11 protein-coding genes are annotated in these 16,485 nt (G+C 57.7%); 8 read left to right on the forward strand and 3 right to left on the reverse strand.

The window, feature by feature from the left end; translation table 11 throughout:
- Window positions 1-9: 9 nt before the first annotated feature.
- Complete coding sequence (gene aroB, locus GbCGDNIH8_RS03170; RefSeq protein WP_408874686.1) at window positions 10-1,698, reverse strand: 3-dehydroquinate synthase; 1,689 nt, start codon at window positions 1,696-1,698, stop codon at window positions 10-12.
- A 126-nt stretch (window positions 1,699-1,824) separates the two neighbouring features.
- Between aroB and GbCGDNIH8_RS13030 the strand changes: the two genes are divergently transcribed.
- From GbCGDNIH8_RS13030 to GbCGDNIH8_RS03180, 3 genes are all read left to right on the forward strand, one after another.
- Complete coding sequence (locus tag GbCGDNIH8_RS13030; protein WP_172822884.1) at window positions 1,825-1,968, forward strand: hypothetical protein; 144 nt, start codon at window positions 1,825-1,827, stop codon at window positions 1,966-1,968.
- A 37-nt stretch (window positions 1,969-2,005) separates the two neighbouring features.
- On the forward strand, window positions 2,006-2,878 hold the full coding sequence (locus GbCGDNIH8_RS03175; RefSeq protein WP_072572058.1) for a tyrosine recombinase: 873 nt from the start codon (window positions 2,006-2,008) through the stop codon (window positions 2,876-2,878).
- Window positions 2,879-2,948: 70 nt separating this feature from the next.
- Window positions 2,949-3,911: an acetyl-CoA carboxylase carboxyltransferase subunit alpha gene (locus tag GbCGDNIH8_RS03180; RefSeq protein ID WP_038515417.1), complete on the forward strand. Its 963-nt coding sequence runs from the start codon at window positions 2,949-2,951 to the stop codon at window positions 3,909-3,911.
- A 62-nt stretch (window positions 3,912-3,973) separates the two neighbouring features.
- Here the strand turns inward: GbCGDNIH8_RS03180 and GbCGDNIH8_RS03185 are convergent, their stop codons facing one another.
- Complete coding sequence (locus GbCGDNIH8_RS03185; protein ID WP_072572059.1) at window positions 3,974-6,352, reverse strand: TonB-dependent receptor family protein; 2,379 nt, start codon at window positions 6,350-6,352, stop codon at window positions 3,974-3,976.
- An 855-nt stretch (window positions 6,353-7,207) separates the two neighbouring features.
- Here GbCGDNIH8_RS03185 and GbCGDNIH8_RS03190 point away from each other — a divergent pair.
- Window positions 7,208-8,827 carry an alginate export family protein gene (locus GbCGDNIH8_RS03190; RefSeq protein WP_157692533.1) on the forward strand — a complete coding sequence of 540 codons (1,620 nt, stop codon included), beginning with the start codon at window positions 7,208-7,210 and terminating at the stop codon, window positions 8,825-8,827.
- 79 nt (window positions 8,828-8,906) lie between these two features.
- Here the strand turns inward: GbCGDNIH8_RS03190 and secA are convergent, their stop codons facing one another.
- Window positions 8,907-11,660, reverse strand: a complete 2,754-nt coding sequence (gene secA, locus GbCGDNIH8_RS03195; protein ID WP_072572061.1) for a preprotein translocase subunit SecA — start codon at window positions 11,658-11,660, stop codon at window positions 8,907-8,909.
- Between the two features lie 323 nt (window positions 11,661-11,983).
- On the opposite strand from secA, the gene GbCGDNIH8_RS03200 reads away from it, so the two are divergent.
- From GbCGDNIH8_RS03200 to GbCGDNIH8_RS03215, 4 genes are read left to right on the forward strand one after another with little or no spacing between them, the layout of a single operon-like run.
- A complete protein-coding gene (locus GbCGDNIH8_RS03200) occupies window positions 11,984-12,922 on the forward strand; it encodes a peptidylprolyl isomerase (protein WP_072572062.1) in 939 nt (312 codons plus the stop codon).
- A gap of 3 nt (window positions 12,923-12,925) precedes the next feature.
- Window positions 12,926-14,155, forward strand: a complete 1,230-nt coding sequence (gene argJ / locus GbCGDNIH8_RS03205) for a bifunctional glutamate N-acetyltransferase/amino-acid acetyltransferase ArgJ (protein ID WP_072572063.1) — start codon at window positions 12,926-12,928, stop codon at window positions 14,153-14,155.
- 4 nt (window positions 14,156-14,159) lie between these two features.
- Window positions 14,160-15,329, forward strand: coding sequence for a bifunctional GNAT family N-acetyltransferase/(deoxy)nucleoside triphosphate pyrophosphohydrolase (locus tag GbCGDNIH8_RS03210; protein ID WP_081368810.1), 1,170 nt, complete (start codon window positions 14,160-14,162; stop codon window positions 15,327-15,329).
- Between the two features lie 17 nt (window positions 15,330-15,346).
- The gene (locus tag GbCGDNIH8_RS03215) at window positions 15,347-16,138 is read left to right on the forward strand and encodes a competence/damage-inducible protein A (RefSeq protein WP_072572064.1); all 792 of its coding nucleotides are present in this window, start codon (window positions 15,347-15,349) and stop codon (window positions 16,136-16,138) included.
- Window positions 16,139-16,485: the final 347 nt, after the last annotated feature.

The following is a 16,485-nucleotide window of genomic DNA, read 5'->3' on the forward strand; positions in this document are numbered from 1 at the left end:
CTGCGGGGATTAAGCCTCGCAGCCAGCCTCCCTCAATACTTCAACGACTGCTTCCTGCGGCACATCGCGACTGGTAAAGGCCTGACCGATACCCCGAGCCAGCACAAAAGCAAGCTTGCCGTCCCGCATTTTCTTGTCGCGCTGCATATGACCGATCAACTGCCCGGCGGAAAAACGGCGGTTGAGCATGGACAACTCGGCAGGTAGCCCGACCGAGGCGACATGGGCGATCACCCGGTCTGCATCCTGGCTCCGGCAATGGCCGAGTTTGGCAGAAAGGCGGAATGCCAGCCCCAGCCCGACGGCCACGCCCTCCCCATGCAGGATGGTGCCGTAGCCCAGATCGGCCTCAAGCGCATGGCCGAATGTATGACCCAGATTGAGCAGGGCGCGGCCGTCATTCGGCTTTTCTTCCCGCTCGTCATCCCCCACGACCTGCGCCTTGAAGGCGCAGGCGCGCATGATGGCTTCAGCCTGGCTGTCGCGTTCCCCGGTGGTGACGGCATGCCCATTGGCTTCGCACCATTCGTAGAAGGCGGCATCGCCGATCAGCCCGGCTTTCACAATCTCTGCATAGCCCGCCAGCACTTCCCGATGCGGCAGGGTGCCGAGCGTCGTCGTATCCGCCAGCACCAGACGGGGCTGATGGAATGCGCCGAGCAGATTTTTACCATAAGCGGTGTTGATACCGGTCTTGCCTCCGACGCTGGAATCGACCTGTGACAGCAGGGTGGTGGGAATCTGCACGAAAGGCAGGCCACGCAGGGTTGCAGCAGCGGCAAAGCCTGCCAGATCGCCGACGACGCCGCCGCCGAGGGCGATCACGGTCGTTCGGCGCTCCACCCCGGCAGCCAGCAGACCGTCTGTCACACGCCCAAAGACCTCAAGAGATTTCGAGGTTTCTCCCGGTGGTACGACGATGCTGTCAGCTTTGATCCCGGTTTCCTCCAGCCCTTTCAGGAGGGTCGGCAGGTGAAGGGCAGCGACGGTCTCATCGGTGACGATCATCGCCCGCTTCTGCGGAATATGAGGGATCAGCAGCGCGCCGGCACGGGAGAGCAGGGATTCGCCGATCACCACATCATAGCGGCTGGAGGTGAGGCTGACGGTCAGCCTGCGTGGAGGCTGATATTCCTGAAGATGACGCAGGACATTATCGGTGGTGCTGTCCTGACTGTCATCGCCGCACTCCACGATCAGATCAGCCTCCGCATAGACGGGATGCCGCTCATTCATCAGCCGTTGCAGGATATCCGTCGGGTTACCCTGATTGAGTAAAGGGCGGTGCGTGCGGCCGGAGACACGTTTCAGCAGCACCGGAAGGTTGCAGCGTAGCCAGATGCTGACAGCGCCCTCCCTGATGACGCGCCGTGTTTCGGGGTCCATGAAGGCGCCCCCGCCCGTGGCCAGCACGAGGGGTTCCTCTGACAGCAGCCTGCGTACGACGCGGCGCTCCCCTTCACGGAATCCTGATTCGCCATGGCGGGCAAAAATTTCCGCGACAGTGCAGCCTGCCGCGCGTTCGATCTCCGCATCTGCATCGCGGAACGGCATTCCGAGTCGGGCGGCCAGACGGCGTCCAATGGAGGTTTTGCCAGCCCCCATCAGACCGACCAGTACGATGCTGCGGCCTTGCAGCCAGGCTGGGGGTGTCACGGAATCGCGGAGAGAAGGGGCAAGGGCAGAGTTGCGTGTCATGATGGCGGAGGCTAGCACAGGCACACGGTTTTGTCCGCCTCTCCGCCTTTTTTGCGTGATCGGAAGCGATGGGGAGGATGACATGGACCGTCTGACGGAATTCAGGACAGGTTGAGGCCAAGACGTATGCGGACTGCATTATTGATTGTTGTCGCACTTGGATTGGTGGCGGCCGGGGGCATCTTCGTGGGGCTGGGAATGTTTCCGCCGCAACCGCATGTGGCGGCGGTGCAGAAGACGCTGCCCAATGATCGTTTCGATCATCACTGACCACATGCTCTGACGCTGTGTGCCGGAGGTTGCGGCCATGGAGCGGCATATCGAGAGTTTTCTGGAGATGCTGGCGGCGGAGCGCGGGGCAGCACGGAACACATTGCTGGCTTACGGGACTGATCTGCGCGACTGGTCGGGCTATGCCGCCCGTCACAGGGTAGATCCGTTACATGCTGATGAGGCTGCCTTGCGTGGTTACCTCGCCGCGCAGAGCGGGGCCGGGAACGGGCCTCGCACCCAGTCGCGTCGCCTTTCGGCGTTCCGGCAGTTTTACCGTTTCCTGCTGGAGCAGGGGGCAAGGTCTGATGACCCCACTGCTCTGCTGGATGCACCGAAGCTGCCACGTTCTCTGCCGAAATATCTGGACGAGGCGGAGGTCGATGCACTGTTGCAGGCGGCTCCGGCCGAGCCTGCGGCCCATGCGGCGCTGGAAATACTCTACAGCACAGGGCTGCGTGTCTCCGAAGTGCTGGCGCTGCCCGCCCGTGCCTTCCGTGGGGATGCGCCCATGATGACGGTGCGGGGCAAAGGCGGACGGGAGAGGATGGTGCCGGTCTCAGCCTCAGCCATTGCCGCGGTCGAGGCAATGCAGAGAGGGGGGGAGCAATCACGCTGGTTGTTTCCCGGCCGTGATCCGGCAAAACCGATGACCCGGCAGGGTTTCGCCTTGATGCTGAAACGGGTCGCGTTGCAGGCGGGCCTCGATCCGGCCCGGGTGTCTCCCCATGTGCTGCGGCATTGTTTCGCATCGCATCTGCTGGCGCGGGGCGCTGATCTGCGCAGCCTGCAAATGCTGCTGGGGCATGCTGATATCGCCACCACGCAGATCTATACCCATGTGCTGTCGGAGCGGCTGCGTGCGCTGGTGGACTCCTGCCACCCGTTGTCCATCACGGCAGAGGATTGAGCTCTGGTGCGGGGCGTCATGTGCATCGGATGGGTAGCGCGCCGCCCGTATGGCTGCTAAAGCCGCTGCCATGACCCGGCATTTCCTTGAATTCGAAAAACCGATTGCGGAGCTCGAGGGCAAGATCGAAGAGCTTCGCCGCATGTCGGAGCCTGACGGCATCAATATTGCCGATGAGGTATCCCGGCTGACCGACAAGGCGGACAAGCTGCTGCGTACAACGTATGCGAAGCTGACGCCCTGGCAGAAGGTGCAGGTGGCCCGCCACCCGGAGCGTCCGAAGGCAAAGGATTACATCACCACGCTGATCAGCGACTATACTGAGCTGTCAGGCGACCGGGCCTTTGCCGATGATGCTGCCATTATCGGTGGTCTGGGCCGTTTTCAGGGCCATCCTGTCATGGTGCTGGGAACGGAGAAAGGCACCGATCTTGAAACCCGGATCAAACATAATTTCGGCTCCCCCCGACCGGAAGGCTATCGCAAGGCGCGGCGTCTGGTGGAGCTGGCAGGTCGTTTCCGGCTGCCTGTGTTGACATTCGTGGATACGGCGGGTGCCTATCCCGGTGTGGATGCCGAAGCCCGCGGTCAGGCGGAAGCCATTGCGCGCTCTGTCGAAGCCCTGCTGGACAGTCCTTCCCCCGTTATTGCGACGGTGATTGGTGAAGGTGGTTCCGGTGGTGCGATTGCGCTGGCCTCGGCGGATCGGGTGCTGATGCTGGAACACGCCTGGTATTCGGTGATTTCGCCGGAAGCCTGCGGTTCGATCCTGTGGCGTGATGCGGCGCAGGCCTCGGTCGCGGCGGAGACCATGAAAATCACCGCCGATGATCTGCTGAAATTCGGGCTGATCGATCAGGTTGTGCATGAGCCGCTGGGTGGGGCGCATCGCGCACCGGACAAGGCGATTGCCCTGACCGGTGAGGCGATTGCTGCTCAGTTGCAGCCTTTGTTGGGGCTGGAAGCAGCGGCGTTGAAGGCAAAGCGGCGCGAAAAATTCCTGCGGATGGGGCGCGATACAGTCACGCACTGATCGCGCTTCCATTGTTATCTGATACGCCCGACCAGAGAATGCTCTGGTCGGGCGTATCTGTTTCAGAACGTGATCTTCAGGCCGCCGAAGCCGCCGATCGGGGCAGCGGGGCTGTAGGAACGCGGGTTGGTCGCATTCGGTGACTGTGACAGGTAGACGGATGAAGTCGGAGAGAACGTGCCGTAGGTATAATATTTCTGGTTGGTCACGTTCATAATCATGCCAAACAATTGGACATGCGGTGTAATCTGATAGGACGTGTTCAGATTAACAACGAAGAATGCAGGTAATTTCGCATTGGTGTTGGCCGGATCACCGAACAGATAGGTTCCGCTCTGACCGATACCCACCGCACCGATGATCCATTTCGGTGTAATACTGTACGTAATGCCAACCTTGACGGTATTCTGCGGCACGCCAGGCATCCGGTTGCCGGGATTGACGGTAATGTTGCCATTTGCATCCGTCACAGGATTGCTGCCGCCATCCTCAATGAAGGTGCTCTGGTAGGTCGCATCGACATAGGAATAGTTGAGGTAGGCCATCAGGCGCTTGGTGGTGTAATCGACATGGAAATCGACGCCCTGACGCCGCGTCTGCCCCACATTCTGGAAAAAGCCGCGATCCAGTGTCACGCTGTTGACGAACGCAATGTCGTCATCGACGTTGGTGTGGAACAGACCGAGTTTATAACCCAGCTTTGCATCGGCCGTCAGATGCGTGCTGCCGCGCAGGCCGGATTCCCAGGTATGGGCGACGACCTGCTTGAGGTCCGGATCACCGGTAAAGAAGTTCGCCAGACTGCAGGACTGTGCCGGATTGACGCAGGAGAGCTCTGCCTGTGTCGGTGCCCGGTTTGCTTCTGCATAGCTGCCGTAGAAGGTCAGCCAGGGCATGATCTTGTAGGTCAGGCCGGCTGAGGGATTGAAGCGGTTATAGACATGATTACCCGTCACATCTCCGCCGCCAATCTGATTGATGTCGATCTGGGCGGAGTTGAAGCGCCCGGCAACCGTCAATGACAGACGATCCGTCAGATCGAATGTATCAGTCAGGAACAGACCGAAGAAATTATTGGTCAGGCCGACGCGTACCGGAACATTTTGCCCCGGCTCATCCAGCATGATACCAGGCCCGATAAAGTCACGAGAGACAGGGGTAATGCCACCGAGATAGGAGGAGCCGCCAAACATGGTGGTGGCACCGTCATAACTGCCACCAGCTACGAAATGGTTCTGATGACCGAACAGATCATCGGTATTGGTTACCTGCGCCGAGGCGCCATAGCTGTTGGTATTGGTGGTCTGGGCATCAAGTTCCGAATAGGAGAACTGATTATTTCCGAGATATGCTGGAATTGCGTTACCGCCAAGGGTGGTGCTGGGCAGGCCGGTGTTGGAATTACACATCAGCCCTGAGCCATCATTACAGGGGAGATCGTTGGGTGAGTTTCCGTTCATCACCCTCTGCTGAAAATAGGAATAGTAGGCATTGCCCTGGATGGATGTGTTGCGACCGACTTCAATATTGCCGTTCACAGTGGCAAGGATATAGCGGTTGGAAATCTGGTTCGGCGCCGTGAACTGGGCCGCTGGATCAACCTGAAGCAACTGGACCGGGGAAGTTCCCGGACCGTTCAGAACCGAATTGGCCATGTTGAGGTTGAAATGAACCTCGGCACGGTCGTTGCGAACGCCGACATCGCCATAGAAATTCTGGATGTCGGTTGATTGCTGATCACGCCAGCCATCCTGATGCAGCACACTACCGGCAAGGTAGGTAGAAACGTTACCAACCCGCTTGCCGTATTGAAGATTGGCCCCCATCCGTCCGAATGAGCCACCATACAGGTCGATTTCTCCACCCTGATAGGTAAAGCCGTTTTTCATTTTGACACTCAAGGCACCGCCGATGGCGTTCAGACCGAAAGCCGGGTTCGATCCTTCGAGATTAAGTGTGTCGATCGCCAGACTGGGTATCAGATCCCAATTCACGGTATCGCCGAATGCCTGATTGAAGCGCACACCGTTGAGGTAAATAGCCAGCCCCTGTTCCGTTCCCTGCAAAGGTGAGGCGGTAAAACCATGATAGAGCAGTGCAGGCTGCTGCTGATTGCCTGAAGAGTCGACCAGATTGACGCCGGCGACTTGCTGGTTCAGTGCCCGGAGCATGTTCGGCGCACCGCGTAAGGCGATGTCTTTCGAATCCAGCACTGTTGATTCGGCCGGGACTTTGTTTTTGTCGATCCCGGATCCAAGCAAGGGGGTGCTGCCGATCACATCAAGTTCGGGAAGCGTAACGGTGCTGGCGTCTGTCGTGTCCTGCAAACCGGATGACGCAGGGCGCACAGCCTTTGAAGACGCTGACTGGGCAAAGGCAAGCTGCGGCGCAAGGCAGACAAAAACCGCAGCATAGCCTGAAAGACTTTTTGATATTTTCATGGGCCGTTCCCTCCTTTGTCCGTTTTTTGAAAGACATCAGGGTGCGGTCAATTGCGTAAAATGCGACATCAATCGCATAAAATGACGGAAATCATTTTGCAGGCGATAAGTTATTCAATTGCCACATATTTTTGCAGATGGTTATGAGGCAGGAACAATTTTAAATAATGCTTTAAGAAGGCTTTATGAGAGCAGAGGTGAGGCTTTGTTGCGTGGAATTGATTGCTGCTTCTTACCTTGCGGGTGAATGACCTGGCTGCTTACCATGCAGTTTCCGAACGAATGCGGACTGGCAAGTAACAGGTGTCCCTGTCATACAGACAGTATCATGACATAAGGTTGCTCTGCCGGCGCGGGCGAGCAAAAGGACGATACAGTATTTCAGGGTGGATCAGGATACAGTTCATATTTATAATTAAAAGTCACTTTTTAAATTTAATAACGATATATAAAGTATCTTTTAGTAAAAGATGATCCTTATTTACGCAGAGAACTATAATATATTTCTTCAAATACTTTATTGTATAATATGAAATAGACTGTGTTGTATTTGCTTTTTGATGATGATTATCAATCAACCTTGGTTGGTAGATATTAATCCAAGCAAATTATATTGAATGATCATTCAATATAAATAAAACAAGCAATTGTTTGATACAATTGTTTAGTTTGTTCATCATCTCTGTCGTTTTTATCCAAGCTCGTGGATGCTTTTCTAAGGTTACATCCATCAATCGATGCCAGAATAAAATATCGGCTATGCTGAAAAACGAAGTGGCATCAACGGCGAAACAGACTCTCGCTTTAAGAGAGCCGCCGAAGTTGGGCAGGGGAAAAGTCAACGCACGGCCGTGAGTGGGTGAGTTTAGCTGGCTTCACCGCCGAGCGATGCGCTGGGAAACGTGCACTATGTGGACTCTATTGAAGAGTGTATCGATACATTCGATATACGATCGTGTTTGGGCTTCCAGCGGCCTGGTCTGTGGTATGGCGGCTGTTTTTGCACCGATGACAGGTTGGGCTGATCAGGTTCTGTATGATTCGCACGGTACCCGCGTTCAGGCTTTTATAGAACTGGGCAGCGTCATCATGAATGGCGCCAATATCAACTTTGGTGCAGGGTCAATTGTCTATCATGATGGTCGTCCGGTTGCCAATCGTGGCCCGGTGACGGCCGAGCTATATTTCAAACCGGGGGTGATGATATCACATAAATTCGATATCGGAACCTTGTATGGATCGGTCAATGCCATCGGCACCAAAACGGTCGGGCATGGCGATTTTGAACAATTTTCGCAGACCGGGCATGAGCCTTTCTACATGGGACTGGAGGAAGCCTATCTGGGATTTGAAACCAATCTTGCTTCTGGTGGTGGCAAGGATGTAATCGCCATTCAGGGCGGGAGGCAGGTTTTCAAAATCGACGATGGCTTTCTCGTTGGTCGCGGAACGTACAATACAGGCGGGCGTGCGGCATGGTGGTATGCGCCCCGCATGGCGTTCTCAGGTCCGGGGGTGATCAAGTTTGATGGGCATCCCGTGCGCGCCGATATCTTCGCGCTGGAAGTCAATTCCGATGCGGGCCTGACATATGGTTTTGATCGGCCCAGAAGCCGTTTTGCGGGCTTCGATGTCACGCTGTTCCGCAGCAAGCCGGGCCTTGACGGTGCACCAACCTATGCCAATCGCGAGGCATATGTGACGCTGACTTACTTCAATATTTATGACTCCGACAGATCCAGCACCTATGATTACACCAGCCGCGCCAGTCGCGACGGCATGAATGTTTATTCGCTCAGCTTCGGTGGCTCGTTCGTTCCCATCAAGGCATTGGGAATCAGAAAGAACTTTACGCTCTATGGCCAATATGTCGGTCAGCAGAACAGCAATGCCAGCCAAGGGTACCAAAGCGTTGATGCGTATGCTTATTATATAGAGCCAGGCTACAGTTTTTCTAATCTTCCATGGGCGCCCTCTGTCTATTATCGCCGTACCACCTACAGCGGTGAGAATAATCCCAAAGGAACGGTCAAGCACTCCTATGATCCGCTGTTTCTCTATAATGGCTCCCGCAAATTGTATGGCGGATATTTTTCGGGCGAGGTCGTTGGCGAATATCTGATGGGATATTCAGGATATGATGTTAATCAGGTAGGTATCACCCTTAATCCGCCTTTTCATGTTTTCAAGCATGATGACAAGACGGCTTTTAACATCATCTATTATAACGTTCTCATGAATCACCCCTCGCAATATGGCCTGAATACCGGCAGTAACAAGTACAGCGATGAGGTGGATGTCTCTGTCAACTATCAGTATAGCCCAACTATCTCCGGTGCCATGCTGGCAGGTGTTGCATTTCCCGGCCGTAATGGCCTTGCCAATGTCGCGAGCTATCAGCCTGCAACCGGTAACCAGCCAGTTGTCGGTGGTAATGCCTATGTGCTGGAGGCTTTTATCTACACGCGTTTCTGAACAGGCAACGTGAGGGTAGAACAAAAAACGGGGCAGTGAATGCCCCGTTTTTCATTTCCTGCTCAGAAAAATTGGCGTTTCAGCCAAGCCTTCCATGGCAGTGCTTGTATTTCTGCCCGGAACCGCACGGGCAGGGGGCATTGCGGGGAACATTGATCCATGTGGAGGGATCATTGAAATCAATCCCCTCTACATCTGCATAGGCGGCGGAAAACATCGCAGGCGGAGGGGGAGGCAGGGGAATATCCTCCCCGTTCGGGCCGACAGCCATACGGATGCTGACGGGTTCGGGATGGCTTTCCACGAATTGGCTGGCGCCGCTGACAAAGGGATCGGCGCTGGCCGGGGGTGGTGCGCCGAATTCCACCTGCGCCAGAATAGCGGTGACGCGTTGCTTCAGCTCATCCAGCATCGCATTGAACAGAGAAAAAGCCTCGCTCTTGTATTCATTGAGCGGATCGCGCTGGCCATAGGCGCGCAGACCGATGCCCTGACGAAGCTGATCAAGCAGCAGCAGATGTTCTTTCCACACCTGATCCAGCGTTTGCAGCAACAGGGCCTTTTCGATATAGCGCATGGCTTCGGCCCCGGCATGGGCGGCCTTCGCGTCCATCAGTTCTGTGGCGGCAGCCTGAACGCGGCGGCGCATTTCCGCCTCGTCAACGCCTTCCTCACGCCCCCATTCCTCGACAGGAATATCGGCATTCAACAGTTCACGCAGGCCAGCGGCCAGACCGGCTGTATCCCATTGCTCCTGAAAGGCGCGCTCGGGGATATGGCGGGTGATCAGGGCGTCGATCACCTCTTCCCGCATATCCGCGATGGTCTCGCTCACATCATCGGCGTTCATGAATTCACGGCGCTGGGCGTAGACCTCCTTGCGCTGGTCATTCATCACGTCGTCGTATTTCAGCACGTTCTTGCGCATATCGAAGTTGCGGGCTTCGACTTTCTTCTGCGCTTTTTCCAGAGCCTTGTTGATCCAGGGATGGATAATCGCCTCGCCATCCTTCAGGCCGAGACGTTGCAGCATCGCGCCCATGCGATCACTGCCGAAGATGCGCATCAGATCATCTTCCAGTGACAGGAAAAAGCGGGATTCACCCGGATCGCCCTGCCGGCCTGAGCGGCCACGAAGCTGATTATCGATGCGGCGGCTTTCATGGCGTTCCGTGCCGATCACGAACAGGCCACCAGCCTTGCGCACGGCTTCATGCGCTTCCTGCACTTCCTGTTCGATCCGGGCGATCGCGGCGTCGCGTTCCGGTCCTTCCGGCATATCGGCGAGTTCGGTCTGGATCCGTGCCTCGGCATTGCCGCCGAGTTTGATGTCGGTGCCGCGCCCGGCCATGTTGGTGGCGATGGTGACACGGCCCGGCGCACCGGCTTCGGCGACGATGATGGCCTCACGCTCGTGCTGCTTGGCGTTCAGCAATTCGGCCGGGATACGCTTCTGATCCAGCAACTGCTTGATCACTTCGCTCTTTTCGATGGAGGTCGTGCCGACCAGCACAGGCTGACCGCGTGTGCGGATTTCCTCGATCAGATTGGCGACGGCCTCATATTTCTCGCGGGCGGTGCGATAAACCTCGTCATCGCCATCCTTGCGCTGGACCGGCAGATTGGTGGGAACGGCCAGCACGTCGAGCTTGTAGATCTCGGCGAATTCATCCGCTTCGGTCAGGGCGGTGCCGGTCATGCCCGCCAGTTTCGGATACATGCGGAAGTAGTTCTGGAAGGTGATGGAAGCCAGCGTCTGGTTTTCCTGCTGGACGGTCACATGTTCCTTGGCTTCCAGCGCCTGGTGCAACCCTTCGGAGTAGCGGCGGCCATCCATCATGCGGCCGGTGAATTCGTCGATGATGATCACTTTGTCGTCGCGGACAATATATTCGACGTTCCGTTCGAACAGGGTATGGGCCCGCAGTGACTGCTGCACATGGTGCAGCACGGTGATGTTGAAGGTGTCGTAAAGATTTCCGTCGGTCAGAATGCCGCTTGCATGCAGCATTTCCTCGACCTTTTCCGATCCGGCTTCGGTCAGGTGTACGCTGCGCTGCTTTTCATCTTTTTCGAAAGTGGCCGGGTCTTTTACCAGTTCCCTGACCACTGCATCGACCGAGCGATAGAGGTCGGAACTGTCTTCCGCCGGGCCGGAGATGATCAGCGGGGTACGGGCCTCATCGATCAGGATACTGTCGACCTCGTCGACAATGGCATAGGTGAAGTCGCGCTGGACCATATCCTCCAGCCGGTACTTCATGTTGTCGCGCAGGTAATCGAACCCGAATTCGTTATTGGTGCCGTAAGTGATGTCGGCATGGTAAGCGGCACGGCGTTCATGCTCTTCCTGTCCATGCACCACGATGCCGGTAGACAGGCCGAGGAAGCTGTACAACTGCCCCATTGTTTCCGCATCGCGGCGGGCGAGGTAGTCGTTCACCGTCACCACATGCACGCCCTTTCCGGTCAGGGCGTTGAGGTAGACAGGCAGGGTGGCCACCAGCGTCTTGCCTTCGCCGGTCCGCATTTCGGCGATCTTGCCGTCATGAAGCACCATACCGCCGATCAGCTGGACGTCGAAATGACGCATGCCGAAAACACGTTTCGACGCCTCCCGCACTGTGGCGAAGGCTTCGGGGAGGATGCTGTCCAGCGTGGCGCCATCCGCGAGCTTCTGTTTCAGCAGGATGGTGCGGGCCTGTAGTTCTGCATCCGTCAGCGCGGCGAACTCGGGTTCCAGGGCATTGATCTGCTGCACCCGCCGCTGATACCCGCGCAGGGAGCGATCATTGCTGGAGCCGAAGATGGAGCGGACGAGTCTCGCGAACATCGAAGTGCTTTCCGGATGAGGATTCCCCGCCGGCCCGGAGCCCGGCACGGAGTGATAGCCAGTGGATGGTGAGCCTGACAGACCCATCATCAGCCGCTTCAGATAGGACCCGTCGCGGGCCGGGTCAACGCAGCGGCCCTGCCGGGGGGCGGGATAAAGTGCAAAACAGCCTCCCGAAGCGTGATGGTACGGTTATCTTGCATGGTTTCTCCCATCCCCCCGCTTGAGTGAAGGCGCGGCATTCGTCATGATCCTGCCGCAAGCTTGCGGGGTGTGGCCGAGAGGCGATACCCCTGCCGCCCGTCAAGAACCAAGGAACGTCCATGACTTTTTATCCTACGGTGTCCCGTTGCTTCAGCAGCACGCGGAGTCGGACTTTACTGGCCGCCGCCCTGCTGGCCGGGAGTGCCGGGCTTTCTGTCACGGCAGCGCAGGCTGATGACGCAGCTTCCGCCCAGAAGGCGGCACCGCCCCCGAGCACAGTCGTCGGCCGTGTCAATGGCGCCGACATTCATCTGGGGGATCTGGAGGATGCCGCCCGCAATCTGCCGGAGCAGATGCGTCAGGCCCCGCCGCAGGTCATCTACCCGATCCTGCTGAACCAGATGCTCCAGCGTGAGGCGCTGGTTCAGGCGGCCCGCAAGGAAGGTCTGGACAAGAAGCCGGATGTCGCTGCCGATATGAAGCGGGCTGCCAACCAGACGCTTCAGAACGACTATATTCGTGAGCATGTCGCTCCGCTGCTGACCGATGAGGCGCTGCGGAAGAAATTCGACAAGGAACTGGCTGGCAAGCCGGGTGAGGAAGAAGTCCATGCCCGCCACATCCTGGTTCCGACCGAGGATGAGGCCAAGCGCATCATTGCCGAGCTGAAGGCGGGCGGCGATTTCGCCAAGATCGCCAAGGAGCGCAGCAAGGATCCGGGGGCCGCGAATGGTGGCGATCTGGGTTTCTTCAAGCAGGCCGATATGGTGCCGGAATTCAGCAAGGCCGCCTTTGCGCTGAAGGATAACCAGGTCTCCCCCACGCCGGTGCATACCCAGTTCGGCTGGCACGTGATCCAGACGCTGGAACATCGTCGTGCTCCGGCCCAGACCTTCGAGCAGGCGCGTGATCAGCTCCGTCAGCAGGTGATTCAGGACGGGGTGAAAGAACTGGTCGTGAATGCCATGAAGGGTGCGAAGGTTGAACGCTTCAACCCTGACGGTTCCGTGCCGAAGCCAGAGGCTGCTCCTGCGGCTCCTGCTCCCGCGAAGCACTGAGCCATGACTCATCCGGTTTCTCCTTTGGCCGTCACGCTGCCTGAGATGCCGCCTCTGCCGGGTGTCAGGCTCGGCGCGGCGGCAGCTGGTATCCGCTATAAGGGCCGCACCGATCTGGTCATGGTGGAGTTGGCAGAGGGCACGACGGTTGCAGGGGTGTTCACCCGCAACAAATGTCCCGGCGCGCCGATCGGCTGGTGCCGGGCGGCGCTGAAAGGCGGTCGTGCGCGGGGCTTGCTGGTCAATGCCGGCAACGCCAACGTCTTTACTGGCCGGGCCGGGGAAGAAGCCACCCGTCACAGCGCTGAAGCGGCTGCAAGGTTGCTTGGCTGTGCGGAGGGGGAGGTCTTTCTGGCCTCCACCGGCGTCATTGGCGAGCAACTGCCTTATGAGCGGATCGTCTCCGCTCTTCCCGCCCTGCATGCCGCGCTGACCGAGGACGCATGGCATGATGCCGCGCGTGGCATCATGACCACCGATACCTTTCCCAAGGGATCGGTCCGCACCGCGAAGATCGGTGGCAAGACGGTGCGTATTCAGGGGATCGCCAAGGGCAGCGGTATGATCGCCCCGGATATGGCGACCATGCTGTGCTTCGTGTTTACGGATGCGGCCATTCCCGCGGCGGCTTTGCAGTCCATGTTGGGCAGGGCTGTCAAAACCAGTTTCAACCGTATCACGGTGGACAGCGATACCTCCACCAGCGACACGGTGCTGCTATTCGCGACCGGTCAGGCTGATCATCCTGACGTCCCGGAAACAGGCGGTCCGGTCCTGCGTGATTTTGCGCGTGCCTTGTCTGAAGTTTTGCTCGATCTTGCGCTTCAGGTGGTACGGGATGGCGAGGGTGCGCAGAAGCTGATCCGGATCGATGTCGAAGGTGCCGTCAGCAATGGCTCGGCGGAGAAAATTGCCATGTCCATCGCCAATTCCCCGCTGGTGAAAACGGCCGTTGCCGGGGAGGATGCGAACTGGGGTCGCATTGTGATGGCGGTTGGCAAAGCGGGTGAACCGGCCGATCGCGACAAGCTTGGGGTTGCGGTTGGCGGTGTGTGGATGGCCCGCAATGGTGGGGTGATCGACGGGTATGATGAGGCGCCGGTCGTGGCCCATATGAAAGGCCGGGAAATCAATATCGCTGTTGATCTTGGCCTCGGCAAAGGCCGGGCGACTGCATGGACCTGTGATCTGACGCACGGTTACATCGACATCAACGGCTCCTACAGGAGCTGACAGGGTGGCGGATGGAGCACGGCCGGAACGGCCTCCGTTCAGCTTTCGGGCGCGGAGCAGCGGGGCGGAGATAGCCCGTACGGCATCAGGCCAGACTTCATCCGAAACGCCTGCCTTCAAGCCGCTCCGTACGGAGCGGCTTATTCTGCGCCCATTTTCCCCCGAGGATGCGCCGGCCTTGCACCGGCTGATCAATGACTGGGAAATCAGCCGCACTCTGGCGGAGGTTCCGTTCCCTTATCCGCGCAGTCTGGCCGATGAGTGGATCGGTTCCACCTTGCGGGGTATCCGGGATGGCACGGCATGGCATCTCGGCATTACCGGCCATGAAGGTTATGAGCCAGCTCCCAAGGAGACCCTGATCGGCGGTGTCGGCCTGCGTCTGCTGCCGGAAGGGCGTGGCAGCCTCCGGCAGGCTGGGCGGGCGGCGACCATTGGCTACTGGGTCGGACGGCGTTTCTGGGGTCACGGGGTGGCGACCGAGGCGGTCGGAAGGCTGTGTCGCTGGGCCATGGCCAATCTGCCGATCAACCGGCTGGAAGCGACGGCTGACCGCGATAATCTGGCCTCGATCGCGGTGCTGAAGCGGATTGGCTTCAGGGAAGTCGGGGCGGGCGTCAAAACTTTTCGCTCCCGGGCCGGAGAGGTGCCGGTGCTTCATTTCGAGGCGCTGCGCGATGATCTGTTCGGAGCACCCGATGCGGGCCTGCCGCGTGGGCGGGAACAGGCAATCCCTCCGCAACCGGATATAATGCCGGGTACGGTGTCTGCCAATCTGCCAGTCCTGCTGGTGGTTGCGGCGGCGCTGGTGAATGCTCAGGGAGAAATCCTGCTGGCCCGTCGTCCGGAAGGGCGCAGCATGGCGGGGCTGTGGGAGTTCCCCGGAGGCAAGGTGGAGCCTGGAGAAACCCCTGAACAGGCCCTGATCCGTGAATTGCGGGAGGAGTTGGGGGTGGATGCGTCTGCCGGATGTCTGGCACCTCTGGCCTTTGCCAGCCATGCGTATGAAAAATTTCATCTTTTGATGCCGCTTTACGCATGTCGTCGCTGGCAGGGCGTGCCGAGACCACGAGAGGAGCAGGCTCTGGCATGGGTGCTGCCGGATCAGCTCGACCGCTACCCGATGCCGCCGGCTGATATACCGCTCATCCCTATATTGCGGGATTTGCTCTGAGCCTTCACTCTGGCTGCATGAGCCATACATCTTCTGCGCAAGGCGCGTGTCTGCTGGTGATCGGTAACGAGATTCTCTCGGGCCGTACGCAGGACAGGAATATCCAGTTTCTGGCCCTTGCCCTGGGTGAGCACGGATTGCCGCTGCGGGAGGTCAGGGTTATTCCGGATGTGCGGGAAACCATTATCGCCACTGTGAATGAAACCCGTGCCCGTTTTGCCCATGTGCTGACCACGGGTGGTATCGGCCCTACTCATGACGACATCACCAGCGAATGTGTGGCGGCGGCTTTCGGCGTTCCGTGGGAGCCTCATCCGGAAGCATGGGCCTTGATGGAGGCGCATTATCCGCCGGGTGGCTTCAATGCCGCACGTCAGCGTATGGCGACAATGCCGAGAGGGGCGACGCTGATTGCCAATCCGGTCTCTCTCGCGCCGGGGTTCAGCATTGGCAATGTGCATGTTATGGCCGGTATCCCGTCCGTTATGCAGGCGATGTTTCAGGATCTGGTCAGGCGTCTGCCCGCAGGGTTACCAGTTTTGTCTCGCACCGTTCATGCGTGGAACATCGCGGAGGGCACTATTGCTGCTGATCTGGCGGCTTTGCAACTGCGTTGGCCGGATGTGGAAATAGGAAGCTATCCGTTCCAGAAAGAGGAAAACGGAAAGAAGCGTATTTACGGCATCGCTATTGTTGCAAAGGGCACTGATCCCCGGCAATTGGATGAAATTGCAGTTTCTGTTATAGAATTATTTAAAAAATTTAATGTTTCTCCTGTTTTGGGAGAATTGGATCGATCCTCTTCATAAACAATATAAATATTTTTTGTATTTGTTGCAATTTATTGTGCTGATTTTTAATCAAGCAGTTTATAATATGGATAAAATTATCTGCTTATATTAGTCAGGAATAGAATCGGATGTCTGCCTCTTCGAATGAAACACAAGGCTGGAATATTTATTCTGATTCTGCTGAAGCAGTGACGATACCACTGCTTTTCCATTCCAAAAACAGCCCATATGTCACGCCGGATTTCAGTCAGTTTACGGCAACTGGCACGCTGAATGTCAGAGTTTGGGTCGTCGGATTGGCCGGGCAGGCGGCCAACGGTGCATTAACCGCGGCCCCTGTGCCAACGGTGTCGTCGCAGGAGATC

The sequence above is a fragment of the Granulibacter bethesdensis genome, assembly GCF_001889545.1.
Lineage (GTDB): Bacteria > Pseudomonadota > Alphaproteobacteria > Acetobacterales > Acetobacteraceae > Granulibacter > Granulibacter bethesdensis_B.

Bases quoted from the DNA above. Each gene is read 5' to 3' on its own strand.
- GbCGDNIH8_RS03175 (WP_072572058.1), top strand. From the start codon at position 2,006: ATGGAGCGGCATATCGAGAGTTTTCTGGAGATGCTGGCGGCGGAGCGC.
- GbCGDNIH8_RS03180 (WP_038515417.1), top strand. From the start codon at position 2,949: ATGACCCGGCATTTCCTTGAATTCGAAAAACCGATTGCGGAGCTCGAG.
- GbCGDNIH8_RS13030 (WP_172822884.1), top strand. From the start codon at position 1,825: ATGCGGACTGCATTATTGATTGTTGTCGCACTTGGATTGGTGGCGGCC.
- GbCGDNIH8_RS03215 (WP_072572064.1), top strand. From the start codon at position 15,347: ATGAGCCATACATCTTCTGCGCAAGGCGCGTGTCTGCTGGTGATCGGT.
- GbCGDNIH8_RS03200 (WP_072572062.1), top strand. From the start codon at position 11,984: ATGACTTTTTATCCTACGGTGTCCCGTTGCTTCAGCAGCACGCGGAGT.
- argJ (WP_072572063.1), top strand. From the start codon at position 12,926: ATGACTCATCCGGTTTCTCCTTTGGCCGTCACGCTGCCTGAGATGCCG.
- secA (WP_072572061.1), bottom strand. From the start codon at position 11,660: ATGTTCGCGAGACTCGTCCGCTCCATCTTCGGCTCCAGCAATGATCGC.
- aroB (WP_408874686.1), bottom strand. From the start codon at position 1,698: ATGACACGCAACTCTGCCCTTGCCCCTTCTCTCCGCGATTCCGTGACA.
- GbCGDNIH8_RS03185 (WP_072572059.1), bottom strand. From the start codon at position 6,352: ATGAAAATATCAAAAAGTCTTTCAGGCTATGCTGCGGTTTTTGTCTGC.